The sequence below is a fragment of the Streptomyces sp. CB02366 genome, from assembly GCF_001905905.1.
GTDB lineage: Bacteria > Actinomycetota > Actinomycetes > Streptomycetales > Streptomycetaceae > Streptomyces.
The window spans coordinates 61,240-84,801 of the sequence record NZ_LIVT01000013.1 but is presented as its reverse complement, the minus strand read 5'-3'; the positions used below and the strand labels follow the sequence as shown (position 1 = coordinate 84,801).

Here is a 23,562-nt window from a genome sequence, read left to right as displayed (position 1 = left end):
ACGCTGGAGCCAGCCCGGGGGAAGGGCGGCGGGCCGGGTCCGGACGTGGAGCACGACCGGTGCCATGGCCGGGCCGGACCGCGCGACGGCCGCGACGAACGGGGGCGGGACGGCGGCGGGGACGGGGAGGACGACGGCGGCCGAGGCGGTGTACGGGAGCGGGGCCGGGTCGGCGGGAACGCCGGCGACCGGGACCGGAACGGCTGCGGCGAACCGGGCGGGGGCGGCTCCGGCGGCCGGGGGCGGGAGGGTGAGTCGGCGCGCTCGGCCAGGGCCGCCTTGACGCGGGTGCTGGAGCCGGGGGACGAGCGGGCCGGGCGGTGGCTCCGGCAGATCGGCCCGGACGAGCTGTTGCGGCGGCTCATGGCCGAGGACGGTTCCGCCGGGAGACTGCCGGGGATGACCGCCGCACGGCTCGGGGGGTACCGGCTCCGTGCCGCCGCCGCGGACCCGGGGCGGGACCTGGCAGCGGTCGCCGCGGTCGGCGGGCGCTTCGTCTGCCCGGGGGACCGGGAGTGGCCGAGCCAGCTGGACGACCTGGGCGATGCCCGCCCGGTCGGCCTCTGGGTGCGGGGCCTGCCCGACCTGCGGCTGTGGTCGCTGCGCTCGGTCGCGGTGGTCGGTGCGCGAGCCTGCACGTCGTACGGGGCGCACATGGCGGCTGCCCTCGGTTCCGGGCTCGCGGAGCGCGGCTGGGTGGTGGTGTCGGGGGCGGCGTTCGGGGTGGACGGGGCCGCCCATCGGGGTGCGCTGGCGGTAGGCGGAGCGACGACGGCGGTGCTGGCCTGCGGAGTCGATGTCCCCTACCCGCGCGGGCATGCGGAGTTGCTCGGGCGGGTGGCTCACCAGGGGCTCGTCGTGGCCGAGTTGCCGCCCTCCTCCCACCCCACCCGCAGCCGGTTCATCCTGCGCAACCGCGTCATCGCCGCCCTGACCAGAGGAACGGTCGTGGTCGAAGCGGCCCTCCGCAGCGGCTCGCTGGCCACCGCCCGGCAGGCGCAACGGCTCGGCCGGTTCGCGATGGGGGTGCCCGGTCCGGTCACCAGCGGACTTTCGGCAGGGGTCCACGAGCTGCTGCGCGGTGAGGGCGTACTCGTGACCGACGCGGACGAAGTCGTCGAGCTGGTGGGGGACATCGGCGACCTCGCACCGGTCCGCCGAGGGCCGGTGCTGCCCAGGGACCACCTGGACGCGGGCGCCGTGAACATCCTCGACGCGCTCCCTTACCACGGGGTCGCCCATCTCCGTGACCTCGCCCGCACCGCGGGGACGTCCGCCGACGAGGCCCTCGGCCGACTGTACGAACTCCACTCACTGGGGTTCGTCGAACGGGAAGGCGACGGCTGGCGGTTGACGCCCCCTTCCCCGCGCAACGACGACGCGCGGCGGGGCGGTACTTGACCTGGAGCATTCGGGTGAAAAGGTAAGGCCGATGACCTCGCACGATCGATCGGTGACCTGTCCGGGGGCCGCGACCACGGTTGCGGTCGCGGCCCCCGGCGGGCTCGGACGGCATGACGGGCGACGCGCCGTCACGCCGACCGGATCTCCCGTCCTGCGCGGAACGCGACGCTTCAGTCACGCTACGCTCACAAGGATTCCGCCCCAGACACAAGTCCCCCAGCACTTCACGGCAGAACGGCTCAAGGCACCACATGCCCCAGCACACCTCCGGGTCTGACCGCGCGGCAGTACCACCGCTTGCGCGTGGCACTGTGCGCCCTCCCGCCCCCTCCTCCCTCGACGAGTTGTGGCGTTCCTACAAGGCCACGGGCGACGAGCGGCTGCGGGAGCAGCTGATCCTGCACTACTCGCCGCTCGTCAAGTACGTCGCGGGGCGGGTGAGCGTAGGGCTGCCGTCCAACGTGGAGCAGGCCGACTTCGTCTCCTCCGGGGTCTTCGGACTGATCGACGCCATCGAGAAGTTCGATCTCGAACGGGCCATCAAGTTCGAGACCTACGCGATCACCAGGATCCGCGGGGCGATGATCGACGAACTCCGCGCCCTGGACTGGATCCCGCGTTCAGTGCGGCAGAAGGCGCGCAACGTGGAGCGCGCGTACGCCACGCTGGAGGCGCAGTTCCGGCGTACGCCGTCGGAGGCCGAGGTCGCCGCGGAGATGGGCATCGCTCTGGAGGAACTGCACGCGGTTTTCAGCCAGCTGTCCCTGGCGAACGTGGTCGCCCTGGAAGAGTTGCTGCACGTCGGCGGCGAGGGCGGCGACCGGCTGAGCCTGATGGACACCCTGGAGGACACGGCCGCGGACAACCCGGTGGAGGTCGCCGAAGACCGCGAGCTGCGAAGACTCCTCGCACGGGCGATCAACACCCTTCCCGACCGGGAGAAGACCGTGGTGACCCTCTACTACTACGAGGGGCTGACCCTCGCCGAGATCGGCAACGTCCTCGGGGTGACCGAGAGCCGGGTCAGCCAGATCCACACCAAGTCCGTGCTCCAGCTCCGGGCGAAGCTGGCCGACGCGGGCCGCTGACGCCCCCGCCGGCCTCGCACCCCGCTCCCGCCCCCGGCCTGCGTCCGCCGACGTGCCTCACCGCTCTCTCCGGCCGTCCGATCGGCGGCCGTGCCCTTCCGTCCTGTGCGTGCCGCCGTAGAGTGGACGCGTGCCCAGGATTCGAGCGGCCTCCGTGGCCGAGCACCGGACCATGCAGCGCGGCGCCCTCCTGGACGCCGCGCGCTCCCTGTTGTCCGAGGGCGGTACGGAGGCGCTGACCTTCCCCGCACTCGCCGAGCGCACAGGCCTCGCCCGGTCCTCCGTGTACGAGTACTTCCGCTCGCGCGCCGCCGTCGTCGAGGAGCTGTGCGCCGTCGACTTCCCGGTCTGGGCGGCCGAGGTCGAGAACGCCATGCGGCGCGCCGAGACGCCCGAGGCCAAGATCGAGGCGTACGTGCGCCGGCAGCTCGGCCTCGTCGGGGACCGCCGGCACCGCGCGGTCGTCGCGATCTCCGCGAGCGAGTTGGACGCGGGCGCCCGGGAGAAGATCCGCGCCGCCCACGGAGGGCTGATCGCCATGATCGTCGAAGCGCTCGGCGATCTGGGCCACACGCAGCCGAGGCTGGCGGCCATGCTCCTCCAGGGCTCGGTCGACGCCGCCGTGCGCCGGATCGAGCTGGGCGTCGCGGAGGAGCCGGACGTGATCGCGGACACCGCCGTCGCGATGGTCCTGCGCGGTGTGAGCGGCTGACCCCGGCCGCGGCGGTGTCCGGGCCCGCCCCCGGCTCGGGCACTCCGACCACCGGCAGCAGCCGTGAGGGGCCTCGCCGCAGCAGGGAGGGCGGCAGCAGCGAGAGCGGGTCCAGGTAGACCTCCCCGCGCCGGAGCCCCCAGTGCAGACAGCCCGCCGCGCAGTGGAACGGCCCGGTCTCCAGCACGGCGACCGGCTCTCCCGCGCGGACGGCGGCCCCCTTCTCGACCAGCGCCCGTACCGGTTCGTACGTGGTGCGCAGCGGCGGGGATCCGCTGCCGTCCACCTCCACCGCGAGCACCCCGCGTCCCCCCACCCGCCCGGCGAACGACACCCGGCCGTCGACGGCCGCCAGCACCCGGGCTCCCGCCCCCGCCGCGAGGTCCACGCCGCGGTGGCCGGGCCCGTACGGGCCGGCGGGCGGCTCCCACTCCCGTACCACCGCGGGTCTCCCGGCCAACGGCCAGCTCCGCCCCCCGCCCCGGTGGCCCGGGCCCGCCTCCCCGTCCGAACCCGCTCCCGCGTCGGTCCCCGCCTCCCCCTCCGCCTCTGCTTCCGTCTCCGAACCTGTCTCGGCGTCCACGCCGGGGCCCCTGCCCGCGTCCGCGTCGCCGCCCGCGGCCGCGTCGGTGTCCGGCCGCGGTGGGGGCGCCGGAGCGGCGGCGGCCACGACGGCCGCGCCGGGCGCCGAAGCCCCGGCCGCGGGGAGCCGTGCGTACAGCGTGAGGGCCATGAGCAGCACGGGCACCAGGAGAGGGGCGAGCCGGGGCAGAGGGCGAGGGGCGGGGGAGCGGCGCAGGGGGCCGGTGAGCGGACGCATGCCGTCACCCTGCCCCGGACGCCGGAATTCCGGGGATCGCCGGTCGCCCCCTGGGGACTACTCGCCGGTTGTGGACATCCCCGCCACCCGTCCGTGAAGTCCCCGCCACCCGTCCGTGGAACTCCCGCCGCCTGTCCGGGGCCGGGGCGTCATCCGGCCGCCCACCTGACCCCCGCCCGTCCGTGGCCGGACCGCCACCCGCCCCGCGCCCGCTCGTGCGCGGGCCCGCCGCCCCGCTGCGGCGGTCGCCGTCATCCGGCACCCGGTCGGTCCCGTACACTTCTTACGGCGATCCGGGTCACCGGGTCGACTTCGCACGCCCCGCCACCTCCCTCTTCGTGGAGGTGGCCGCGCTCCTCGGTCCCTCGTGGCACGGCGCGTCGGGGCGTCAGGCGCGGACGCAAACCTGCGGTCGCGATAACCGAGTACCTCAAGGAGTACGGCCATGGCCGTCGTCACGATGCGGGAGCTGCTGGAAAGCGGCGTCCACTTCGGTCACCAGACCCGTCGCTGGAACCCGAAGATGAAGCGCTTCATCTTCACCGAGCGCAACGGCATCTACATCATCGACCTGCTCCAGTCGCTGTCGTACATCGACCGCGCCTACGAGTTCGTCAAGGAGACCGTCGCCCACGGCGGCTCCATCATGTTCGTGGGTACGAAGAAGCAGGCCCAGGAGGCCATCGCCGAGCAGGCGACGCGCGTCGGCATGCCGTACGTCAACCAGCGTTGGCTCGGCGGCATGCTCACCAACTTCTCCACCGTCTACAAGCGCCTCCAGCGCCTGAAGGAGCTGGAGCTCATCGACTTCGAGGACGTGGCCGCCTCCGGCCTCACCAAGAAGGAGCTCCTGGTCCTCTCGCGCGAGAAGGCCAAGCTGGAGAAGACCCTCGGTGGTATCCGCGAGATGCAGAAGGTGCCCAGCGCCGTCTGGATCGTCGACACCAAGAAGGAGCACATCGCCGTCGGTGAGGCGCGCAAGCTCCACATCCCGGTCGTCGCGATCCTCGACACCAACTGCGACCCCGACGAGGTCGACTACAAGATTCCGGGCAACGACGACGCGATCCGCTCCGTCACCCTGCTCACCCGCGTGATCGCCGACGCCGTCGCCGAGGGCCTCATCGCCCGCTCCGGCGCCGCCACCGGCGACTCGAAGCCGGGCGAGAAGGCCGCCGGCGAGCCGCTGGCCGAGTGGGAGCGCGACCTGCTCGAGGGCGACAAGAAGGACGAGACCGCGGCTGCCGCCGAGGTCCAGTCCTCCGCCGAGACCGAGAAGGTCGCCGACGCCGAGAAGCCGGCCGAAGCCGTCGCCGAGGCCGAGGCGGAGGCCGAGACCCCGGCCGCCGACGCGGACGCCGAGCAGGCCTGACACCCGTCACGGCTGCAGACGGCGGGGGCCGACGCCACAGGCGTCGCCCCCGCCGTCCACCCGTAGATCTTTCAGACTTCGAGAGAGACATACAGACTCATGGCGAACTACACCGCCGCTGACGTCAAGAAGCTCCGTGAGCTCACCGGCGCCGGCATGATGGACTGCAAGAAGGCGCTCGACGAGGCCGACGGCAACGTCGACAAGGCCGTCGAGGCGCTCCGCATCAAGGGCCAGAAGGGCGTCGCCAAGCGCGAAGGCCGTTCTGCCGAGAACGGCGCCGTCGTCTCCGTCGTCTCCGAGGACCAGACGTCCGGCGTCATCCTCGAGCTGAAGTGCGAGACGGACTTCGTCGCCAAGGGCGAGAAGTTCCAGAACGTCGCCAACACGCTCGCCGAGCACGTCGCCGCCACCTCCCCGGCCGACATCGACGCGCTGCTCGCCTCCGAGATCGAGGCCGGCAAGACCGTCCAGGCGTACGTCGACGAGGCCAACGCCAACCTCGGCGAGAAGATCGTCCTGGACCGCTTCGCCCAGTTCACCGGCGCCTTCGTCGCCGTGTACATGCACCGCACCATGCCCGACCTGCCCCCGCAGATCGGTGTTCTGGTCGAGCTGGACAAGGCCGACGCCGAGCTGGCCAAGGGCATCGCGCAGCACATCGCCGCCTTCGCCCCGAAGTACCTCTCCCGCGAGGACGTCCCCGCCGAGGTCGTCGAGGCCGAGCGCCGCGTCGCCGAGGAGACCACCCGCGCCGAGGGCAAGCCCGAGGCCGCCCTCCCGAAGATCGTCGAGGGCCGGGTCAACGGCTTCTTCAAGGAGGCCACCCTCCTGGGCCAGCCGTACGCGCTGGACGCCAAGAAGTCGGTCCAGAAGGTTCTGGACGAGGCCGGTGTCACCCTGAAGCGCTTCTCGCGCATCAAGGTCGGCATCTGAGTCCGTCCGGGCGAACAGCACCGGACCCGATAGGGTCGGGTGCAGTCGACGGCCGTACTCACGCCGGACGATCGCAGATCTGACGAGGAGGCCATTGCCGCTGTAGGGACACCAGACCCACCGGCAATGGCCTTCTTCGTATGTGCACGAGGAGAATTTCCATGGACAAGCGCGCGGACGCCATTCAGGCCGACGGCAAGGGCGACGACGACAAGGGCTCCGGGCGCTTCATGCTGAAGCTCTCCGGCGAGGCGTTCGCCGGGGGCGGCGGTCTCGGCGTCGACCCCGACGTCGTGCACACCATCGCCCGCGAGATCGCCGCCGTCGTCCGCGACGGCGCCCAGATCGCGGTGGTCATCGGCGGAGGCAACTTCTTCCGCGGCGCCGAGCTGCAGCAGCGCGGCATGGACCGGGCCCGTTCCGACTACATGGGCATGCTCGGCACCGTCATGAACTGCCTGGCGCTCCAGGACTTCCTGGAGAAGGAGGGCATCGACTCGCGCGTCCAGACGGCCATCACCATGGGCCAGGTCGCCGAGCCGTACATCCCGCTCCGCGCCGTCCGGCACCTGGAGAAGGGCCGCGTGGTGATCTTCGGCGCCGGCATGGGCATGCCGTACTTCTCCACCGACACCACCGCGGCCCAGCGCGCCCTGGAGATCGACGCCGAGGCGCTGCTCATGGGGAAGAACGGGGTGGACGGGGTCTACGACTCCGACCCCAAGACCAACCCCGACGCGGTGAAGTTCGACGCGCTGGAGTACGGCGAGGTGATCAGCCGCGATCTGAAGGTCGCGGATGCCACCGCCATCACGCTCTGCCGTGACAACAAGCTGCCGATCCTCGTCTTCGAGCTGACCGCCCTGGGCAATATCGCTCGCGCGGTCAAGGGTGAGAAGATCGGCACGCTCGTGAGTGACGAGAGCACCCGGGCCTGACGGCCCCCCCCCAGGATGGACAACGGCCTGCCGGTGGGACACCGTGCAGGTTCAAGGACGCGACGCAGGACCCGCAGGGCCAGGCGATGACGACGCCGGGCCCACTCAAGACACGCAGGAGCACGTGGTGATCGAAGAAATCCTCCTCGAGGCCGAGGAGAAGATGGAGAAGGCCGTTGTCGTCGCGAAAGAGGACTTCGCCGCGATCCGTACCGGCCGTGCGCACCCGGCGATGTTCAACAAGATCGTCGCCGACTACTACGGCGCGCTGACCCCGATCAACCAGCTGGCCTCGTTCTCGGTGCCCGAGCCGCGGATGGCCGTCGTGACGCCGTTCGACAAGACCGCGCTGCGCAACATCGAGCAGGCGATTCGCGACTCCGACCTCGGCGTCAACCCGAGCAACGACGGCAATATCATCCGGGTGACCTTCCCCGAGCTGACGCAGGACCGCCGCAAGGAGTACATCAAGGTCGCCAAGAGCAAGGCCGAGGACTCCAAGATCTCGATCCGCTCCATCCGGCGCAAGGCCAAGGAAGCGCTCGACAAGCTCGTCAAGGACAAGGAGTCCGGCGAGGACGAGGTGCGCCGCGCCGAGAAGGAGCTCGACGACACCACCGCGAAGTACGTCGCGCAGGTGGACGAGCTGCTCAAGCACAAGGAAGCCGAGCTGCTCGAAGTCTGATGAACGACTCTTCCCGGGGCGCCCCGCAAGGAGCCGGATACCGGGGCATGCCCGAGATGACGGCTGCCCCGGCGGGTCCTGTTCACGATGTGCATGGCGCCCAGCAGACTCGGCCCATGCCCATCGTGCCGGACGTTCCCGACGCAGGTAGAGACGCAGGCGGAGAAACCGAGAACCGCGACCACCGGGGCAGGGGGGCCGCTCACACCGGCGGCCCCCTGTTCCGTGACGAGATGCCGCAGGAGCCCATGTCCACTCCGCTGCCGCCCCCGCCGCAGAAGAAGCGCGCGGGGCGTGATCTGCGCGCCGCCATAGGGGTCGGTCTGGGGCTCGGCGCCCTCATCGTCGTCTCGCTGTTCATCGTGAAGGCCCTCTTCGTCGGCGTCATAGCGGTCGCCGTCGTCGTCGGCCTCTGGGAGCTCACCTCCCGCCTCAAGGAGCGCAAGGAGATCAACGCGCCCCTGATCCCGCTGGCGGTCGGCGGTGTCGCCATGGTGGTCGCCGGGTACGCCCGGGGGCCCGAAGGGGCCTGGATCGCGATGGCCCTGACCGCCCTGGCGGTGCTGGTCCGGCGGATGGCCCAGCCGCCGGAGGGATACCTCAAGGACGTCACCGCCGCGGTCTTCGCGGCGTTCTACGTCCCCTTCCTGGCCACCTTCGTCGCCCTGATGCTGACGGCGGACGACGGGGAGTGGCGGGTCCTGACCTTCCTCGTCCTCACCGTGGTCAGCGACACGGGGGCGTACGCGGTCGGCTGGCGGTTCGGCACGCACAAGCTCGCCCCGCGCATCAGCCCCGGCAAGACCCGTGAGGGGCTGCTCGGAGCGGTCGGCTTCGCGATGGCGGCCGGCGCGCTGTGCATGGAGTTCCTGATCGACGGCGGAGCCTGGTGGCAGGGGCTTCTGCTCGGTCTCGGGGTCGCCGTCAGCGCCACCCTCGGCGACCTGGGCGAATCCATGATCAAACGGGACCTCGGGATCAAGGACATGGGCACCCTGCTCCCCGGCCACGGCGGCATCATGGACCGGCTCGACTCGCTCCTGCCGACCGCCCCGGTCTTCTGGCTGCTGCTGGTGCTGTTCGTGGGCTCCACCTGAGCCCTCCGTACCCCGGGGCCCCTTCCCACCTGCACGTTTCACGAGCGAGGGTCCGTCGTCCACAGGGCGGCGGGCCCTCACCCGTATGTCTGCGACACTGGATGAACCATGCCTAAGCCCGGAGAACTGGCGGCGATCCGGCATCGTACGGCCCCTGATCAGCACGTTTAGTGCTGGTCAGGGGCCGTACGCTTGCTGCTGGGCCGTCTCTGGGCCGTGACGTTAGAAGGGGGGCTCATCGGATTCGGTCACAACCTCGCCAGCAAGCACTTCCTGCCCCGCTACCTGAAGGGCTGCTTGTCCGCCCTCTTTTAGTCGCTGGTCCCGCTCAAGGCGTTGAGCCTTGCGACGTCTCACCCTCGCGGGGGACTGGAACACTTCATCCAGAATCTCGTCCATGAGGCCCAGGATCTCCGCTGCCGTGACGCTGTCCATCGGTTCGGCGACTAGATCGCCGTGCGCGACCTCGTTGCCCCCGTATCGGACCTCATGAGCTGCGTCTCGAACGTACTCGCGGATTAGCTGCTGCTCGAAAAGCTTGTCGATCTTCTTTTCGAGGCTGCCAGTCTTGATTCCTCGATCTTTGGCCGTGGCTTCCAAGACTGCGCGCGCCAGTGCGACGGCTGCCCTGTTGGCCTCGATGGACAGGCATTGATGTGCTTCTACTGCCATGCTCGCGATACCGGCTGGGACGTCGCTGTAGGCACGACTGCCGACCTGCCGAGGTATCCACGAGCTGGGACCGTCTACGACTAGGCGAAGCTTGCCGCCGGTTTCGAACTCTCCAGGTTCCCATCGGCCTGTCGCGATGCTGAGGCGGCCACATCCGTCGCATTGAAAGGCCATCTCGACTGGCTGCGGCTGCCCCCATCCAACAACGCCGATCTCAACGATGTGGACCTTCTGCATGTTGCACCGGTCATTGCACCAGCCGCACGTTCTCACTACTCCCATACGGGAAGATTAGAGAAGCTCGTTCCGACGGTCACTGGCTTTCTAGTGTTGTCCCCAGAGCAGCGTCGACTGCCTTGCGAGTCCGCTCCTGGCTGGCAGGCATCAGGTGGGCGTATACACGCAAGGTGAGAGCCGGATCGGTATGCCCCAGGTACTGGCTGACTGCCTTGATGCTCTCCCCTGCGTCCAACAGCACGGAGGCGTAGAAGTGCCTCAGAGCGTGCATGCCGTGCTCGCGGGCTGACTCGTACTTCCCGCCCCGGGCGTTCGGGATGAGGCCAGCTAGCGCGAGGGCGGGCTTCCATTCCTGGATGTTGAAGTTGCTCCGCCAGACGACTCCGGATGCGGTGTTCGTGAACAGGAGGCGAGCCGTCACCTTCGGGCCGTCAGGCTTCCGCCAGGGCAGGGTGACTTCAACCGGCTTGCAGTTGTCCATGTGCGCTCGGAGGGCTTCAGCCACCGAGGACGGGAGCGGGACGTCTCGCTCCTTGCCGCACTTCGGTGGGGCGAACACGGCCTTGCCCTGGATGAGCTTCACCTGCCGGACGACCCGCAGGATGCCAGCCTCGAAATCCACCGCGTCCTCAGCGAGACCCACGATTTCTCCTTGCCGGAGACCGCAGCCAGCGCCTGCGTCCACCATGGTTCGGTAGCGCTCAGGAAGGGCTCGGCGGACCGCCTGAACCTCCGAGGGCAGCCATGGGATGACCCGCCGCCGTTCGACCGATGGCGGGCGCACGGACTTCGCGGAGCACGGGTTGCGAGGGAGGAGACCGTCGTCCACGGCCGCACTCAGTACGGCTCGAACGTCGCCGTAGATGTTGCGCGCGTACGCCCCGCTCACGCCCGGGTTGGACTCAAGGGCGCTCACCAGGTCGCGAAGGTGTTCCGGCCGGAAGGAGTCGAGCGGGCGCGACCCGAGGATGGGGAAGGCGTGCAGGCGTAGCCGCTGCTCGGTGACGATTTGGCTCGACAGGTCCGCGCTGTGCGCCTTCAGCCACTTCTCGGCGTAGCCCTTGAACGTGACCCGGGCTGCGCGCGGGTCGATGTACTGGCCTCGGGACATGTCGGAAGCGACGTTGGTCAGCCAGTTCTCAGCGAGGCGCTTCTGTCGGTCCGGGAAGGACTTGGACTTCTCGGTGCCGTCGGGGCCGACGTAGCGGGCGCGGTAGCGGAGTCCGATGCCGTAACGGTCGCTTTTGACGCGGAGGGGCTTTCCGTCGGGCCCGGGTTCGGTTTTGTACCAGCGGTCTTGGATGTGGCCGGCCACAGGGGGCTCCTGTCGGGGGATGCAGCAGGGGCGCGACCGGTGGTCGCGCCCCTGCGAGTGGTTTTGGTGTGGGTCAGGCCGCGTAGTGGTCGGCTTCGGTGAGTGCGTTGATCCAGGCGTGGACGGCGCTGGGGTCGTAGCGGAGGTGCTTGCCGATACGGAAGCCGGGCGGGCCGGTGCGCTTCTTGCGCCAGGCGTAGACGGTTTCGAGCGGGACGGAGAGGAGGGCGGCGATGTCCTCGGGGGTGAGGTAGCGGTCGGGGAGGCCGCCCCGGAGGGTGGCGCGGGGATCGGGCTTCGGTGCCACGGGCTCTCCAATGGGCGGCGGTGGGTGGCGTGGTTGTCCGAGGTGTGGATTTCTGCGTCACCGCGTCACCCGCGTCATCCGGGGCTTTGACCTGCGGGTTTGGGTGACGCAGCGGATCAGGTGTGCGTCACCCGTGCGTCACCTTCTGCGTCACCGGGTGACGTGGGGGTGACGCGGGTGACGCAGGGGTGACGCAGGATTCGCCGTCTGCGTCACCCCTTCCGGTGCAGGTGGGGGGCCGTTTTCCGTCCCTGGTGACGCGGGTGACGCAGACCTTCCCTACTTAGGAAAAAGGAGGGGGTGTCTGTAGTAGTGGCGGTGGTCCTTCAGGCGAAGTGAGGAGCCCGATGGGCACGCCTTCTTGGGGCGGCACAGCCGCCGAAGAACAAGAGGAGCACCCGTCGGCGTGGCGCGGGGTGCTCCTCTTGCTTGTCCCCGGGTGCGGCCGGTGGGGTCAGAACGCGGCCGACTGCTCCGGGGGCTGCGGGTGCGTGGGTGCGGCGGGGCGGGTCATTTCGAGGTAGCGGCCCGCTTTGGTGCGCCCGGTGTCGATGAGGACGCCCCGCGCGGCGAGGGTGGGTTGAAGGCGCTTGAGACGGTCGGAGAGCACCTTGCCGGTAGTCGGCCACCCTTTAGGCAGCGGGCGCAGCTCCTCACCGCTGTAGAGGCGGCTGAGGACGTTCAGCCACTCCGTGGACGTCATCCGCTGCTCGCCGCCGGGGTCGAGGGTCTCGGCGTGCTGGAGGACGGTCTGCGCCAGCAGGTCGCCCTCGATGACGTCGTCGTTCAGGTCGTCCAGGCTCGCCCGGTACGCCGGGAGCGCTCCGAGGCCGGTGGCGACGTCGAGTTGGGCGCAGAGGTGGGCGAAGTCCGCCATCCGCAGATCCGTAGGCGTCTCCGCCTGCGCGGCCCGGACCTTGACCGTGAGATCCAGCAGCGAGCCGAGGACCACGGGCAACACCTCCTCGTACTCCGCCCACAGCTCCGCTTCGGTCCTGCGGACGGTGGGCCGCTCCAGCCGCAGCGGCAGCAGCCGTTCGGCGAGGTCGGGACGGATGACGCCGACGTCGATCCCGGTCAGCAGGAGCGGCCGGCGGTAGCGGGCCCGGTGCACGTCCCCGTCCGTGAACAGCGCCCGCTTCACAGACTCGGCTCCGGTGACGATGCAGCACATGGCGTCGGACAGGTCCGGGGTCATGTGGCTCAGGTTGTCGAGGGCGGTGACCCATCCGGCGGCGACGGCCGCGATCAGGTTCTCCTCGTCCTTCGGCGCCCGCCGAAGGTCCCCGCTCATGCCCTCCACGATCCGCACCAGCATCCGCCCCCCGGTCGACTTCCCCGCCCCTTGGGGGCCGGTGAGGAACGGGGCGGGGACGGGGACGCCGGGGCCGAGGCAGCCGATGAGCCAGGCGATGGCGAGGCATTCGGTTTCGGCGTTGGCGAAGTTGCACAGCCGCATCAGGAGGTCGATGCCCTTGCCGTCGGTGTCCTTGGCCGGCAGCGGGAGTTCCCCGGTGAGCTGGGTGCGCCGCCAGCACACCTCACGCGGGTCGGGAACGGTGATCTCCCACCCGGTGGGGTGGATACGGACCGACTGTCCGTCGGCGCGGCCGAGGTCGAGCCAGGTGGCTCCGTCGAAGCCGGGGGCGACGCGGATGTGTACGGCCTGCGTGGTCTCGGTCATCGCCAGTGCCTCGATCAAGTCCAGTGCCTCCTTGAGTGCGGTTCCGTTGAAGACGCCGACCCCGTCGCGGAACATGCCGACCATGAGTTCCTGCCGGTGGCTTCCCGTCGTGCCCTGTGACCGGATCGGCCGGGCCACGGGGTGGCCGTTGCGCTGGGCGTAGACGGTGCCGTCGGCGGTGCGGAAGTACCGGAAGTGCGACTGCGCGTATGCGGTGATGACCTCACGCGCCGGGTTCTTCTCCTCCTCGGACATGACTCACATCCCCAGAGCGGTGCGGGCGTTGATCCATGCGTCCGTGCAGTGGCGGGGGCTTTCGCCCTTGGTCTGCGCGGCGGCGAACAGCCGGGCGGCGTGGGCGTCGGTCAGGCATCCGCATCGGCCGTGGGCGGACAGCACGGCGAGGAACGTCCGGTACACCGTCGCGTGAATGCCGGTGGCCGCCTCGCGGATGCGCTGCTCCGCCATCGCGATACCGCGCTCCAGGTAGACAGGCGTCCGATGGCGGCACTCCCCATCCCCGGTCGGCACGGGCGCGGTGACGGGCCGGACGGGCGACGGCTTCTTGACGACCAGCTCGCGGACCGTGTCGGGGAGGGTGGTCATGGTGCCGCTGCCGGGGCCGAGCCACCGGGCGTAGACCATGGTCGACTTGATGTCGACGCCGTCCAGCACAGCGTTGGCGGAGGGCATGGCCCCCTGGTAGATCCAGTGCTCGCCCCGCGTCGTCGGGACGGTCCGTGTGGCGGGCAGCGTCCGGCGGGCCCACGCGACCGCGTCGGCGTGGTCCAGGTCCACCACCGTCAGCCCAGCACCGCCAGGGTGGTAGGCGACAGCCGCCGCCTGCTTCCACGCGGTCGCCCACGGACGTCCGGTGATGACGTCGGGGTCGGTGGTGGCGGCGGCCCACGCGTGGCACGGGCGGGGGCAGGTGCAGGGGCCGGGGGTCTTCATGTTCGGCCGGCCACCGCACGAGGTGTACAGGCAGGCGGGGCAGTTGGCGAACGGGACCTTCCCGGCCCGCAACGGCAGGACGGGCACGTTCCGGGCGGCGAGGTCCAGAGCGGTGTGGAGATGGCCGGGTACTCCCCGGATGGGGGTGGGTTGGGTCATGCTGGGTGTCTCCAGTTCTGTGCTGGTGGACGAGAGCGGCCCCAGGTCTTTGGTCGGACGGGGCCGCTCTCGGCTTGCTGGTGGCGGTTGCTGTGTGTGATGGGGAGGGAGGCAGGGGCTCCCTCCAAGAGGGGGCGTTCTCCGGGGTTTCCGGGGGTGCGAGCGGGTGCCTCCCCTGCCTCCCCTGGCGCTCATCTGTGCTGATCAGGGGTGGGGAGGCGGGGTGGGGGAGGCGGTTGGGGAGAACTCCCCACCTCCCTTGGCGGCTCCCCTTACGAAGCGTCACTTTCGGGGGTGTTGTCATCGCGGTCCTGGATGCCTTCCAGGACGCGGGTGCGGCGGACGGTCATGATCCCGCCGACCTTGCGCGGCTCGGCCCCGATGTCCGCGAGGGCGGCCTTGAGGTCCGCGAACGTCCACTCGCTGTACTCGACCGGCCATGTCGCCATGAGGGCGGCCAGGACTTCGGTGGAGCGCATGGTGTCCCGGTCGCCGAGGACGGTCAGGACGTTGGCCGGGTGGTCGGCGGGCTCGTCGGCCGGCGCGGCCGGGATGGTGGTCATGCCTTCGCGCAGGGCGAGGGCGCGCTTGACGACGGGGGTGATCTGGTCGGTGCTGCTGTCCTTGCGGACGTAGTGGGCGCGGACCAGCTCGAACGGGTTCTTCGTGAACCCGACCGTCAACGCGGTGCCGACGTTCTCGGCGGGGTTGAGGTTGGTGGCGGTGATTCCGGCCTTGTGCTTGCCGGTGCCCAACAGGCCGTCGTTGGCGACGTGGTCGCCGACCGCGAACGCGACGCGGTGGGAGGTGTTGCGGGTGACGTCCTTCGGGATGCTGTCGGCCGTGGGGGAGACGGTGACGAAGATGAGGGTGATGCCGACCTTGCGGGCCTTCTTCATCACCTTCACCGCCAGTTCGGCGGCCTCGGCCCCGTACTTCTTGTGCATGAACAGTTCGTGGCACTCGTCGAACACCACGACCTTCGGCCGCATCCTCGGATCCCGCTGGGCCAGTGCGCGGGTGAGGCGGACCTCGTCCCCGCCGAGCTGTTCCAGGAGCTTGCCCCGCTCGGTGACCTCGGCGCGCAGTCCCCGCAGGGCCTTGACGGCGGCCTCGATCTGCTCGTCGTCGTCGCCCTTGACCAGGGTGCGGAGGCGTTCGCGCATGGGGTCGTAGTCGACGTTGTAGGCCATGACGTACGCCTCGATGTCGACCAGCGGATCGAGCATGGCCCCCAGCAGCAGGGCCACGACCAGGGACGACTTCCCCGATCCCATGATCCCGCCGACCATGTAGTTGGCGGCCATGAGCTTGCCGGACACCTGGTCCCCGCGCTGGGACACCCCGATGGGCACGCCCTTGAAGTAGTCCGCCTCCCCACCGGCCAGCAGCGGCCAGTCCGGCACCTTCCCCGACAAGGACCCCTGGTCGGCCACCCACAGGTCCAGGACGCTGGCTTCTGCTTCGGTGGGCCAGACCTCGACCGGCTTGCGCATCAGGTTGTGGGCCAGGACGGTCTTCTTGTCGGTGACCATCTCGACCGTCACCCCCATCGGGAGCTGCAGGCGGGAGTGCCACCCGTTGCCCAGGCGGGTCGTGGGGGCCACCCAGCGGGGCTGCCACCCGTCCTTGAACGCCTGGTTGAGCTTGGGGATGCCCAGGTGACGCAACGCGTCCAGGATCGCCCCCTCATCCGGCACCACGTCCCGGCCCCCGGTGTCGGTGGCGGGCATGGCCCAGGCGGGGGCGGCCTGCTGGTGGCGGCCCACCGCCCACACGGCGGCCAGCGCTAGCCACGGGCCGATCGCGAGGAGCGGGCCCCAGACCACGGTCACGATGACGACCAGCAGCCGGATCAGGTCCACCAGGGCCATGAGCGGGGTGATCACGTCGGAGGGGTCCTTGGTGGCGATGGCCAGGGCGACGCCGACAGCGAGGAGGAAGCCGAGGGTGCCGCCCGTGCCGTAGGCGGCGGCCTTGACCACCCGCTCCGGTGCGGTCAGCAGGTCCATGCGCCGCTTGTGGCGCTCGGCCCGGTAGCGGTGCAGCTTCTCCTCCCACTCGGCAGCCAGCTCGGTGTTCCCCGCGGCTTCCGCCGCCCGCAGCATCCGCAGATAGCGGGAGGCGGTACGGCCCTCCCACGCCCGGCGGGCCACGATCCGGCCCCCGCCGACCACGTACATGCCGTGGCGGACAGTGAACCGGCCCGCCGTGCGGGTCCGCTCGTGCGTCGCGGCCGTACGCAGGGCGCGAGCCGTGCGGACCGCCCGCGAGACGCGACGAACGGCCGGCGCGCTGTCCGTGGTGACCGGGGCGGTGGCGGGGTCCTTGACCAGGTTCACCACCGGGTCGGTGGTGTCGGGCGGGGGGCGGTGGTCGTCCAGGTGGTGCACGGTCCCCATTCCGGGAACCTGCACGGCGGGTTCGGTCATGATGAACGTGCCTCTCCTGCTCAGTGCAACGGGTTGGGGCGAAGGGGGCGGCCGGTTTCCTTGGCCGGGTGTCGGCCGCCCCCGCTCAGCTCTGCTCCGCCTTGTGCACGGCCCGCTCCGCGAGGCGGACGCGCTGCTCGGCCTGCTTGCGGGCCTCACGGGCAGCGGCCCGCTCGGCACGCGGTGCGGTGCGCTCGATCGCTTTGGCGGCGGCGAGGTCCTGGCGGGCGTCGGCCTGCACCTTGTGCAGCGCGGCCAACTCCTGGGCGCCCCGGGCGGCGGCAGCCTGGTCGATGCGCTCGATCTTCCGGCGGATGTCCGGGTCCAGGCAGTCCGCGAGGGACTGACGGAACCCCTTGCGGAACAGCTTGGCGCGCTCACGGGACTCGGCCCTGGTGTAGCTGTGCACGGTGTCCTCCTCGGGCGGAGACCGGACTGTCCGGCTCCCCAACCGCCCCCGCACCAGGTGCGGTTCGGGGGCGGCGGGCAGCCGTCAGGCGGGCCGCAGTTCGTGGGAGTGGCACAGGACGGGCCCGATCAGCAGCCCGACGCGGTGCACGGTCCACCGGCCCCCGGTGAGGGGCCCCGGGGGGACCTCGTCGACGATCCGGCCGGTACGGCCGACCGCACGCGGGTCGTCCTCACAGGAGACGATCCGCACCTCTTGACCTGCCTGGAACACGGTGGGGCTCCCTTCGGGTCAGCGGGCCTTACGGCCGGAGTTGCCGCCGATCGACTTCACGACGGTCACCACTCCCCAGGCGCACACGGCGGCGACCAGAGCGAAGAGGGCGAGGTTGGCGGCGATGGCGGTGAGGACGCCGACGAGGAGGGGGCCGAAGTAGACGCCGGCGGCCACAGCCCCGGCGCCCATCCCGGAGCCGAGGGCGAGGCGCTGCACCGTGCGGTCCGGGGGTGCCTGATGGACGTGCACGACCTGCGGCACGGTCGTGGACTGCTGGTAGACGGTGGGGAGGTGGTCGGTGTAGGCGGGGGTGCCGTCCGGCAGGTGCACGATGGACGGCCGGCGGGTTTCGGGAAGGTTCGGGGTCATGGCGTGATCCCTTTCAGCGACCGTTGATGGGCTTTCCCGAGGCGAGGTAGGCCTGAGCGCGGCGCATCTCATCGCGGGTCATCGTGACGTTCATGGCGGTCTTCGTGCCGTTCTTGGTGCCGCCGACGACGGCCGCCGCGACGGCCTGCTGGGCGCACTGCTTATCGGTCTTGCGGGCCATGTCTGTCTCTCCTTGGCTGGTGATGGGGCCCGTGGATTCCGGACCTCCCCGCCGCCCCCACCCCGGGTGTGCGGGTGGAGGCGACAGGCAGGCCCGGGCTCAGGCGGAGAGGGCGAGGCACCACCGGTAGACGTCGGCCATCAGGCCGCCGCCTCACCCGGACCGGCCGACCGGTCGCGCTCGGCGCGCAGGGTGTCACGCAGGACGCGCGCCTTGGCTGGGGAGGTATGGACCGCCTTACGGATGCCCTCGGCGGTCAGCTCCCGATCCGACCACTTGGCCGTCACCTTGCGAGCCTCGGTCAGCAGCTCCTCGGCGGTGCGGTTCGGCCGACTCGACCGGGCAACCTCGGGGACTCGACCGGTCGCCCGGCGCGGGCGGGTCGATTCGGCGGCCACCGCCCCGACCGGGGCCCGAGCGGTCGACTTCGCCAGCGACACCACCGGGGCCGCCGGAAGCGCCGCAGGGGCCGGGGCCGGGGTGATCGGCGCGGAGGCCGATACTTCCAGGTCAGCCGTAGACCGATTTACATATGTCTCGGCCGATTCATCCTGATTCGGAGTAGGGGCCGCGTGCTCGATCGGTCGGTGGTGCAGGACCTTGGCGACCAGGTCGGAACCGAAGTAGATCGACCCGACCGGCAGCGACGTGGCCAGCAGGACCAGTGCCCAGTTGGCGGGATCCCAGTCGGCCAGTCGGCCCCAGTTGACCACTTCGTCGTGCAGCTCCGGCACGAGACCGTGCACGTAGTTGAGGACGAGGGAGGCCAAGGTGTAGGCGGCCAGCACTCGCAGGGCGAAGCGGCGGGCGTCACCGGTCAGCACCAGGGTTGCGACCAGGGCGAGCGCCATCAGGCCGTCGACGACGAACGGGTAGAGGGTGGCGGCGGTCTCGTCGGCCCCGGTAGCGGTGGCGACATCCTTCAGCGCGTTCCAGGACACCCGGAAGGCCATGGCGACCACACCGACCAGAGCGGCGATCAGCAGGCCCTTGCCCCAGCGGTTCATGCCGCACCACCCCGGCGGTAGTACACGGCGAGGACCCAACCGAAGGTCTGGGCGAGAGCGCCGGCGGCGGCCACGGCCCGCCACACCGGGCGGCCGGTGGCCGTGGCGAGCGAGGCCCCGATGACAGCCAGTGCGATACCCGCGAACACCAGCAGGAGCGCCCGCCGAACGGCGACGGTGTTGGTGTCGCTCATGACGCACCGTCCCGGTGCTGGACGTCCACGGAGGCCAGCAGGCGAACGCGGTCCGTGACCCCGGTGGGGCACTCCTGCCACTCCCACCCCACACCGTCCGCGACGACGAAACCGAGGGCGGCCAACGCATCCGCCCGTTCCTGCACGGTGGGGACCGGTCCGGTCCGCCCGAACGAGTGCTCGGGCCACTCCAGGCTCGTCCGGTCGGTGACGACGTACAGCTCCCACTCACCAAGGAAGCTGTTGGACAACCGCGCGCCGTACGTCATGCCGCACCCCCCGACACCGTGGCGTCCGTCGCGGCGGCGGTGAGGTTGGCCAGGTCACGGCGGGCGGCCAGCACCCGCCGGCGGGCCCTGCGGATGCGCTGGTGGTCCAGCTCCGTCGGCGTGCGGTCGATGGTCATGATCTGTGCGTCCAGCAGGTCGACGTCCGCCAGGATGGCGGGCATCTCCGTCTCGATCGCGTCCAGCTCGGCGTCCGACGGCTCACCGCCGAACGGGGCGGCGGCCGTAACGGCCACCTGAAGTGCTGCGATGCTCTTCATTGGGTCAGTTCCTCTCAGAAAGGAACGGCTCACAGAGACCCCTGGGGGTGCCACCCCGGGGGTCTCGCCGTTGGAACCATCCGGCTCCCCTCAGCCCCGCCCGTACAGCACCGCGCGAAGTGGACTGGACGGGCAGGGGAGGCAACCGGCGCGGCGAGAGACGCCGCGAATCGGTGGAAGATGACCGGCCGTCCGCAGGCGCCGCAGGACCTGACGCGCGAGGGTGGAACGGCGCTGCCCTACCGGCCTGTTACGGGAGCGCCCGGATATGTAACTGCCTCATTTGGTGACTCCTTCATGCCGCTGAACAGGGGATATGCACTGCAAGGGGGACCGCGTCCCCACTCTCCGGCCGTTGCTCGCGGTCGCCGGGCCACCTCGCCAGTCGGGCCGAAGCCCATTGCGTACTACCTGGCCTTTAGCGGGATTGCAGCGTCCCCGCCCTCTGCGTTCGTGCAGGTCGAAGCAGCCCAAAGAAGGCCCCTTCTGCGTGGTTCACCGCCCTTTCCAGAAGTTCCGGATTGGGCGATGGCCACAACCAAGAGACTGGACCGGTGGACCGGTCCAGTCAAGCGATGAACTCACGCTTCGCTGTGTCGCGGGGGCAGAAAGTGCAGGTCGAGGGGCGTTTTGAGGCAATAAAAAAAGCTGAACCGGTGGACCGGTCCAGCTGTTTCATTTGCCGCTATCTGCCTACATTGTGTAGGTGTCGACCTGTTCGAACAGTGAAGACGGTGTGACGCCTTCCTCGCAGACCAGCGGCTTCCCCTGCTCGTCGTACGCGGTGTGCAGCAGCACGGCTACCGGCGTCCCCTCCGGTACCCCCAGGCGGCCCGCTTCCGTCTCCGACGCGCCGCGCACAGTGGTTACGTCCACGCCTTCGGCCGGTCCCCGCCCGGTCTGGCGCCGGACGTAGCGTGTCGTCCCTTCCGCGATCGGGGCGGTGTCTGCCAGGCGCGGCGAAACCTCCGCGACCTCCGGCGGGAACCACGCTTCAACGCAGCTATTCGGTGTTCCGTCCGGGAGCTGGAGCACACGAACGCGCCGGAGCGCCTTCACCCCGGGCGGCAGTCCAAGGGTGGCGGCGACGCGGGCGGGGGGTTCCGCCCAGTCAGGCTCACCGACGCGAAGGAACGGCATCCCGCCCAAGATGCGCGCCGACCCGGCACGGCGAGCGCCGGCGGGACGTGCCACGGGCGTTTCCGTGACGACGAACCCGGTCCCCTGCTTGGCCACGACCACGCCATCGTTTCGCAGTACGTCGACTGCCTTGATTGCGGTTGCGCGTGACACATCCCACTGCTCGGCCAGCTCCCGGCCGGACGGGATTGTGTCCCCGGGCGCGATCTCACCAGCGGCGATGCGGGCGCGCAGGAACTCTGCGATCTCTTCGTACTTCAGGACTGCCATGGCTTCCCCTATTTCCTGCGCTGGACTGGTCCACCGGTACACACGATACTGCGACCATGTCGAATCTCGAATTGGCTCCCTCCGTGATGCGGTTCTATGGCGAGACGGTCAACGAGGACAGCCGCCTGCGCAGCTCGGCAGACGGTCGGATGGAACTGGCTAGAACTCAGGAACTCCTCCGACGCTTTCTGCCCCCCGCGCCGGCACGGGTGCTCGACGTAGGCGGTGGGACCGGGATTCACGCTGAATGGCTGGTGAAGGACGGCTACGACGTCGCTCTGGTAGACCCGGTGCCCCGTCACGTTGAGGCCGCGACGGCGGTGTGCCCGGCGGTGGTCGGTGACGCGCGTGACTTGCCCGAGCCGGACGACACATTCGACGTTGTCCAGCTCCTCGGGCCGCTGTACCACCTGCCCGACCTGGCCGACCGGCAACGGGCACTCGCGGAAGCCTCCCGCGTGGCCAAGCCCGGCGGATTGGTGGCCGCCGCCGCGATCAATCGCTATGCGTCGCTCTTCGAGCACGTCACGTACGCCCACCTGCACACCGAGCGGATTCACAACTCCGTCTCCAAGATCCTGGAGACGGCCGTCTATGACGGATCGCGGGGGTTCACCCTCTCGTACTTCCACCGAGCCGAAGAGCTGGTGGCAGAGCTGGTCGCCTCCGGGCTGGTGGATGTGCAGGTCTTCGGCATCGAGGGCCCCGCATGGTCGCTGGTAAAGGCGGCAGAACAGCAGCCGGGCGAGGGCCCCACGGATGAGCTGATCGCCTCAGCCATGGACGCGGCCCGCATGGCAGAGCCGTACCCGGAACTCCTCGCTGCTAGTTCGCACCTCTTGGCCGTCGGCACGGTTCCCGCCGGCAGCGGCGACTGACGGCCCTGACCTGCGGACGAGGCCATGGGGCCGGGCCGTCTGTGGGCCGTCGGGGGGCAGCCAACGACGACCCACAACCACCATCAACGACTGGTACCGGCCCGCCCGGATCGCCGCTGAGCTGGGCGACGACCCGGGGCACCTCGGCGTGTCTGCCACACTGGATGGACCATGCCTAAGCCCGGAGAACTCACTTTCGTCGCGCCCCGCGGAGCCAAGAAGCCCCCGCGGCACCTCGCCGACCTCACGCCCGCCGAGCGCAAGGAAGCGGTCGCCGCGACCGGTGAGAAGCCCTTCCGTGCCCAGCAGCTCTCGCAGCACTACTTCTCGCGGTACGCGCACGACCCCGCCCAGTGGACCAACGTCCCCGCCGGGTCGCGCGAGAAGCTGGCCGAGGCGCTGTTCCCCGAGCTGATGTCGGTGGTCCGGCACATCAGCTGCGACGACGACACCACCCGCAAGACCCTGTGGAAGCTGCACGACGGGACGCTCGTCGAGTCCGTCCTGATGCGCTACCCGGACCGCGTCACCATGTGCATCTCCTCGCAGGCCGGCTGCGGCATGAACTGCCCGTTCTGCGCCACCGGCCAGGCCGGCCTCGACCGCAACCTGTCGACCGCCGAGATCGTGCACCAGATCGTCGACGGCATGCGCGCCCTGCGCGACGGCGAGGTGCCCGGCGGGCCCGCGCGGCTGTCCAACATCGTCTTCATGGGCATGGGCGAGCCGCTCGCCAACTACAAGCGCGTGGTCGGCGCGATCCGCCGGCTCACCGACCCGGAGCCGGACGGCCTCGGCCTGTCGCAGCGCGGTATCACCGTCTCCACCGTGGGCCTGGTCCCGGCCATGCTGCGCTTCGCCGACGAGGGCTTCAAGTGCCGCCTCGCCGTCTCGCTGCACGCCCCGGACGACGAGCTGCGCGACACCCTCGTCCCCGTCAACACCCGGTGGAAGGTCCGCGAGGTCCTGGACGCCGCCTGGGAGTACGCGGAGAAGTCCGGCCGCCGGATCTCCATCGAGTACGCCCTGATCCGGGACATCAACGACCAGGCGTGGCGCGGCGACCTGCTCGGCCGGCTGCTCAAGGGCAAGCGGGTCCACGTCAACCTGATCCCGCTGAACCCCACGCCGGGCTCCAAGTGGACCGCCTCCCGGCCCGAGGACGAGAAGGCGTTCGTCGAGGCCATCGCGGCCCACGGCGTGCCCGTCACCGTGCGGGACACCCGGGGCCAGGAGATCGACGGGGCCTGCGGGCAGCTCGCGGCCTCCGAGCGCTGACGGCGGGGCCGCGGCCTCCCCGGACCGGCCGGAGAGCGCCCGTGTAGCCTGGCGGACATCAACTTCATATTCCGACAGGGGAGCGCCACAGCGCTGAGAGTGCGGCACCGAGGACAGGTCGGCCGCAGACCCTCTGAACCTCGCCCGGGTCATTCCGGGTAGGAAGTTCGGACCTTACTCAAGCTGTTGCGCCCTGCCCGC

At 70.4% G+C, this 23,562-nt stretch carries 25 protein-coding genes and 1 pseudogene; 10 read left to right on the top strand and 16 right to left on the bottom strand.

The features are described 5' to 3' along the window. Positions 1–288: 288 nt before the first annotated feature. The 3 genes from dprA (at position 289) to AMK24_RS27135 (ending at position 3,204) form a co-directional block, all read left to right on the top strand. Positions 289–1,401, top strand: a complete 1,113-nt coding sequence (gene dprA / locus AMK24_RS27145; protein WP_073771620.1) for a DNA-processing protein DprA — start codon at positions 289–291, stop codon at positions 1,399–1,401. A 254-nt stretch (positions 1,402–1,655) separates the two neighbouring features. After that, positions 1,656–2,492, top strand: a complete 837-nt coding sequence (whiG, locus tag AMK24_RS27140; protein ID WP_073771537.1) for an RNA polymerase sigma factor WhiG — start codon at positions 1,656–1,658, stop codon at positions 2,490–2,492. A gap of 154 nt (positions 2,493–2,646) precedes the next feature. Next, positions 2,647–3,204, top strand: a complete 558-nt coding sequence (locus AMK24_RS27135) for a TetR/AcrR family transcriptional regulator (protein WP_073771536.1) — start codon at positions 2,647–2,649, stop codon at positions 3,202–3,204. On the opposite strand, the pseudogene AMK24_RS27130 reads toward AMK24_RS27135, so the two are convergent. Beyond that, a pseudogene (locus AMK24_RS27130) lies at positions 3,158–4,024 on the bottom strand (peptidoglycan DD-metalloendopeptidase family protein); the annotation flags it as partial. The gene AMK24_RS27135 and the pseudogene AMK24_RS27130 sit on opposite strands and share 47 nt — an antisense overlap. 445 nt (positions 4,025–4,469) lie before the next feature. Between AMK24_RS27130 and rpsB the strand changes: the two are divergent. The 5 genes from rpsB (at position 4,470) to AMK24_RS27105 (ending at position 9,052) form a co-directional block, all read left to right on the top strand. Beyond that, a complete protein-coding gene (gene rpsB / locus AMK24_RS27125; RefSeq protein WP_073771535.1) occupies positions 4,470–5,396 on the top strand; it encodes a 30S ribosomal protein S2 in 927 nt (308 codons plus the stop codon). Between the two features lie 99 nt (positions 5,397–5,495). Further along, positions 5,496–6,332, top strand: a complete 837-nt coding sequence (gene tsf, locus AMK24_RS27120) for a translation elongation factor Ts (RefSeq protein WP_073771534.1) — start codon at positions 5,496–5,498, stop codon at positions 6,330–6,332. Positions 6,333–6,493: 161 nt separating this feature from the next. Beyond that, positions 6,494–7,270, top strand: coding sequence for a UMP kinase (pyrH, locus tag AMK24_RS27115; protein ID WP_073771533.1), 777 nt, complete (start codon positions 6,494–6,496; stop codon positions 7,268–7,270). Positions 7,271–7,397: 127 nt separating this feature from the next. Next, a complete protein-coding gene (gene frr, locus AMK24_RS27110; protein ID WP_073771532.1) occupies positions 7,398–7,955 on the top strand; it encodes a ribosome recycling factor in 558 nt (185 codons plus the stop codon). Then, positions 7,955–9,052: a phosphatidate cytidylyltransferase gene (locus tag AMK24_RS27105; protein ID WP_073771531.1), complete on the top strand. Its 1,098-nt coding sequence runs from the start codon at positions 7,955–7,957 to the stop codon at positions 9,050–9,052. The genes frr and AMK24_RS27105 overlap by 1 nt, the downstream gene beginning before the upstream one ends. Before the next feature lie 222 nt (positions 9,053–9,274). On the opposite strand, the gene AMK24_RS32765 is transcribed toward AMK24_RS27105, so the two are convergent. From AMK24_RS32765 to AMK24_RS27035, 15 genes are all read right to left on the bottom strand, one after another. After that, entirely contained in the window at positions 9,275–9,961 is a 687-nt protein-coding gene (locus AMK24_RS32765) for a DUF4145 domain-containing protein (protein ID WP_158072175.1), read from the bottom strand. A 76-nt stretch (positions 9,962–10,037) separates the two neighbouring features. Continuing rightward, on the bottom strand, positions 10,038–11,276 hold the full coding sequence (locus AMK24_RS27095; protein WP_073771529.1) for a tyrosine-type recombinase/integrase: 1,239 nt from the start codon (positions 11,274–11,276) through the stop codon (positions 10,038–10,040). Positions 11,277–11,349: 73 nt separating this feature from the next. Further along, on the bottom strand, positions 11,350–11,583 hold the full coding sequence (locus tag AMK24_RS27090; RefSeq protein ID WP_242435263.1) for a helix-turn-helix transcriptional regulator: 234 nt from the start codon (positions 11,581–11,583) through the stop codon (positions 11,350–11,352). Positions 11,584–12,037: 454 nt separating this feature from the next. Continuing rightward, entirely contained in the window at positions 12,038–13,522 is a 1,485-nt protein-coding gene (locus tag AMK24_RS27085; RefSeq protein WP_073771527.1) for an ATP-binding protein, read from the bottom strand. Positions 13,523–13,525: 3 nt separating this feature from the next. After that, a complete protein-coding gene (locus AMK24_RS27080; protein WP_073771526.1) occupies positions 13,526–14,380 on the bottom strand; it encodes a bifunctional DNA primase/polymerase in 855 nt (284 codons plus the stop codon). A gap of 272 nt (positions 14,381–14,652) precedes the next feature. After that, complete coding sequence (locus AMK24_RS27075) at positions 14,653–16,812, bottom strand: FtsK/SpoIIIE domain-containing protein (protein WP_242435262.1); 2,160 nt, start codon at positions 16,810–16,812, stop codon at positions 14,653–14,655. 85 nt (positions 16,813–16,897) lie between these two features. After that, entirely contained in the window at positions 16,898–17,221 is a 324-nt protein-coding gene (locus AMK24_RS27070) for a hypothetical protein (protein WP_073771525.1), read from the bottom strand. A gap of 84 nt (positions 17,222–17,305) precedes the next feature. Next, the gene (locus tag AMK24_RS27065; protein WP_073771524.1) at positions 17,306–17,494 is read right to left on the bottom strand and encodes a hypothetical protein; all 189 of its coding nucleotides are present in this window, start codon (positions 17,492–17,494) and stop codon (positions 17,306–17,308) included. Between the two features lie 18 nt (positions 17,495–17,512). Beyond that, positions 17,513–17,866, bottom strand: a complete 354-nt coding sequence (locus AMK24_RS27060) for a DUF6251 family protein (protein ID WP_073771523.1) — start codon at positions 17,864–17,866, stop codon at positions 17,513–17,515. A gap of 13 nt (positions 17,867–17,879) precedes the next feature. Continuing rightward, a complete protein-coding gene (locus tag AMK24_RS34005; RefSeq protein ID WP_158072174.1) occupies positions 17,880–18,047 on the bottom strand; it encodes a hypothetical protein in 168 nt (55 codons plus the stop codon). Positions 18,048–18,187: 140 nt separating this feature from the next. Continuing rightward, complete coding sequence (locus AMK24_RS27055; protein WP_073771522.1) at positions 18,188–19,054, bottom strand: DUF2637 domain-containing protein; 867 nt, start codon at positions 19,052–19,054, stop codon at positions 18,188–18,190. Continuing rightward, positions 19,051–19,248, bottom strand: a complete 198-nt coding sequence (locus tag AMK24_RS27050; protein WP_073771521.1) for a hypothetical protein — start codon at positions 19,246–19,248, stop codon at positions 19,051–19,053. Before AMK24_RS27050 ends, AMK24_RS27055 begins: the two co-directional genes overlap by 4 nt. Then, the gene (locus AMK24_RS27045) at positions 19,245–19,517 is read right to left on the bottom strand and encodes a DUF6303 family protein (protein WP_073771520.1); all 273 of its coding nucleotides are present in this window, start codon (positions 19,515–19,517) and stop codon (positions 19,245–19,247) included. The genes AMK24_RS27050 and AMK24_RS27045 overlap by 4 nt, the downstream gene beginning before the upstream one ends. Beyond that, the gene (locus AMK24_RS27040; protein ID WP_073771519.1) at positions 19,514–19,795 is read right to left on the bottom strand and encodes a DUF6284 family protein; all 282 of its coding nucleotides are present in this window, start codon (positions 19,793–19,795) and stop codon (positions 19,514–19,516) included. Before AMK24_RS27040 ends, AMK24_RS27045 begins: the two co-directional genes overlap by 4 nt. A gap of 693 nt (positions 19,796–20,488) precedes the next feature. Further along, positions 20,489–21,205 (bottom strand): GntR family transcriptional regulator, encoded by a 717-nt coding sequence (locus AMK24_RS27035; protein ID WP_073771518.1) that lies wholly within the window; start codon positions 21,203–21,205, stop codon positions 20,489–20,491. A gap of 56 nt (positions 21,206–21,261) precedes the next feature. Between AMK24_RS27035 and AMK24_RS27030 the strand changes: the two genes are divergently transcribed. After that, on the top strand, positions 21,262–22,083 hold the full coding sequence (locus AMK24_RS27030; RefSeq protein WP_073771517.1) for a class I SAM-dependent methyltransferase: 822 nt from the start codon (positions 21,262–21,264) through the stop codon (positions 22,081–22,083). A gap of 171 nt (positions 22,084–22,254) precedes the next feature. Next, entirely contained in the window at positions 22,255–23,361 is a 1,107-nt protein-coding gene (rlmN, locus tag AMK24_RS27025; protein WP_073771516.1) for a 23S rRNA (adenine(2503)-C(2))-methyltransferase RlmN, read from the top strand. Positions 23,362–23,562 lie beyond the last annotated feature (201 nt).

What these genes read in the sequence shown, in the direction of transcription:
- pyrH (WP_073771533.1), top strand. Translation starts at nt 6,494, where the DNA reads ATGGACAAGCGCGCGGACGCCATTCAGGCCGACGGCAAGGGCGACGAC.
- AMK24_RS27105 (WP_073771531.1), top strand. Translation starts at nt 7,955, where the DNA reads ATGAACGACTCTTCCCGGGGCGCCCCGCAAGGAGCCGGATACCGGGGC.
- tsf (WP_073771534.1), top strand. Translation starts at nt 5,496, where the DNA reads ATGGCGAACTACACCGCCGCTGACGTCAAGAAGCTCCGTGAGCTCACC.
- rlmN (WP_073771516.1), top strand. Translation starts at nt 22,255, where the DNA reads ATGCCTAAGCCCGGAGAACTCACTTTCGTCGCGCCCCGCGGAGCCAAG.
- AMK24_RS27030 (WP_073771517.1), top strand. Translation starts at nt 21,262, where the DNA reads ATGTCGAATCTCGAATTGGCTCCCTCCGTGATGCGGTTCTATGGCGAG.
- AMK24_RS27075 (WP_242435262.1), bottom strand. Translation starts at nt 16,812, where the DNA reads ATGACCGAACCCGCCGTGCAGGTTCCCGGAATGGGGACCGTGCACCAC.
- AMK24_RS27055 (WP_073771522.1), bottom strand. Translation starts at nt 19,054, where the DNA reads ATGAACCGCTGGGGCAAGGGCCTGCTGATCGCCGCTCTGGTCGGTGTG.
- AMK24_RS27080 (WP_073771526.1), bottom strand. Translation starts at nt 14,380, where the DNA reads ATGACCCAACCCACCCCCATCCGGGGAGTACCCGGCCATCTCCACACC.
- AMK24_RS27060 (WP_073771523.1), bottom strand. Translation starts at nt 17,866, where the DNA reads ATGACCCCGAACCTTCCCGAAACCCGCCGGCCGTCCATCGTGCACCTG.
- whiG (WP_073771537.1), top strand. Translation starts at nt 1,656, where the DNA reads ATGCCCCAGCACACCTCCGGGTCTGACCGCGCGGCAGTACCACCGCTT.
- AMK24_RS27035 (WP_073771518.1), bottom strand. Translation starts at nt 21,205, where the DNA reads ATGGCAGTCCTGAAGTACGAAGAGATCGCAGAGTTCCTGCGCGCCCGC.
- AMK24_RS27045 (WP_073771520.1), bottom strand. Translation starts at nt 19,517, where the DNA reads ATGACGTACGGCGCGCGGTTGTCCAACAGCTTCCTTGGTGAGTGGGAG.
- AMK24_RS34005 (WP_158072174.1), bottom strand. Translation starts at nt 18,047, where the DNA reads ATGGCCCGCAAGACCGATAAGCAGTGCGCCCAGCAGGCCGTCGCGGCG.
- AMK24_RS32765 (WP_158072175.1), bottom strand. Translation starts at nt 9,961, where the DNA reads ATGCAGAAGGTCCACATCGTTGAGATCGGCGTTGTTGGATGGGGGCAG.
- AMK24_RS27085 (WP_073771527.1), bottom strand. Translation starts at nt 13,522, where the DNA reads ATGTCCGAGGAGGAGAAGAACCCGGCGCGTGAGGTCATCACCGCATAC.
- AMK24_RS27050 (WP_073771521.1), bottom strand. Translation starts at nt 19,248, where the DNA reads ATGAGCGACACCAACACCGTCGCCGTTCGGCGGGCGCTCCTGCTGGTG.
- AMK24_RS27040 (WP_073771519.1), bottom strand. Translation starts at nt 19,795, where the DNA reads ATGAAGAGCATCGCAGCACTTCAGGTGGCCGTTACGGCCGCCGCCCCG.
- rpsB (WP_073771535.1), top strand. Translation starts at nt 4,470, where the DNA reads ATGGCCGTCGTCACGATGCGGGAGCTGCTGGAAAGCGGCGTCCACTTC.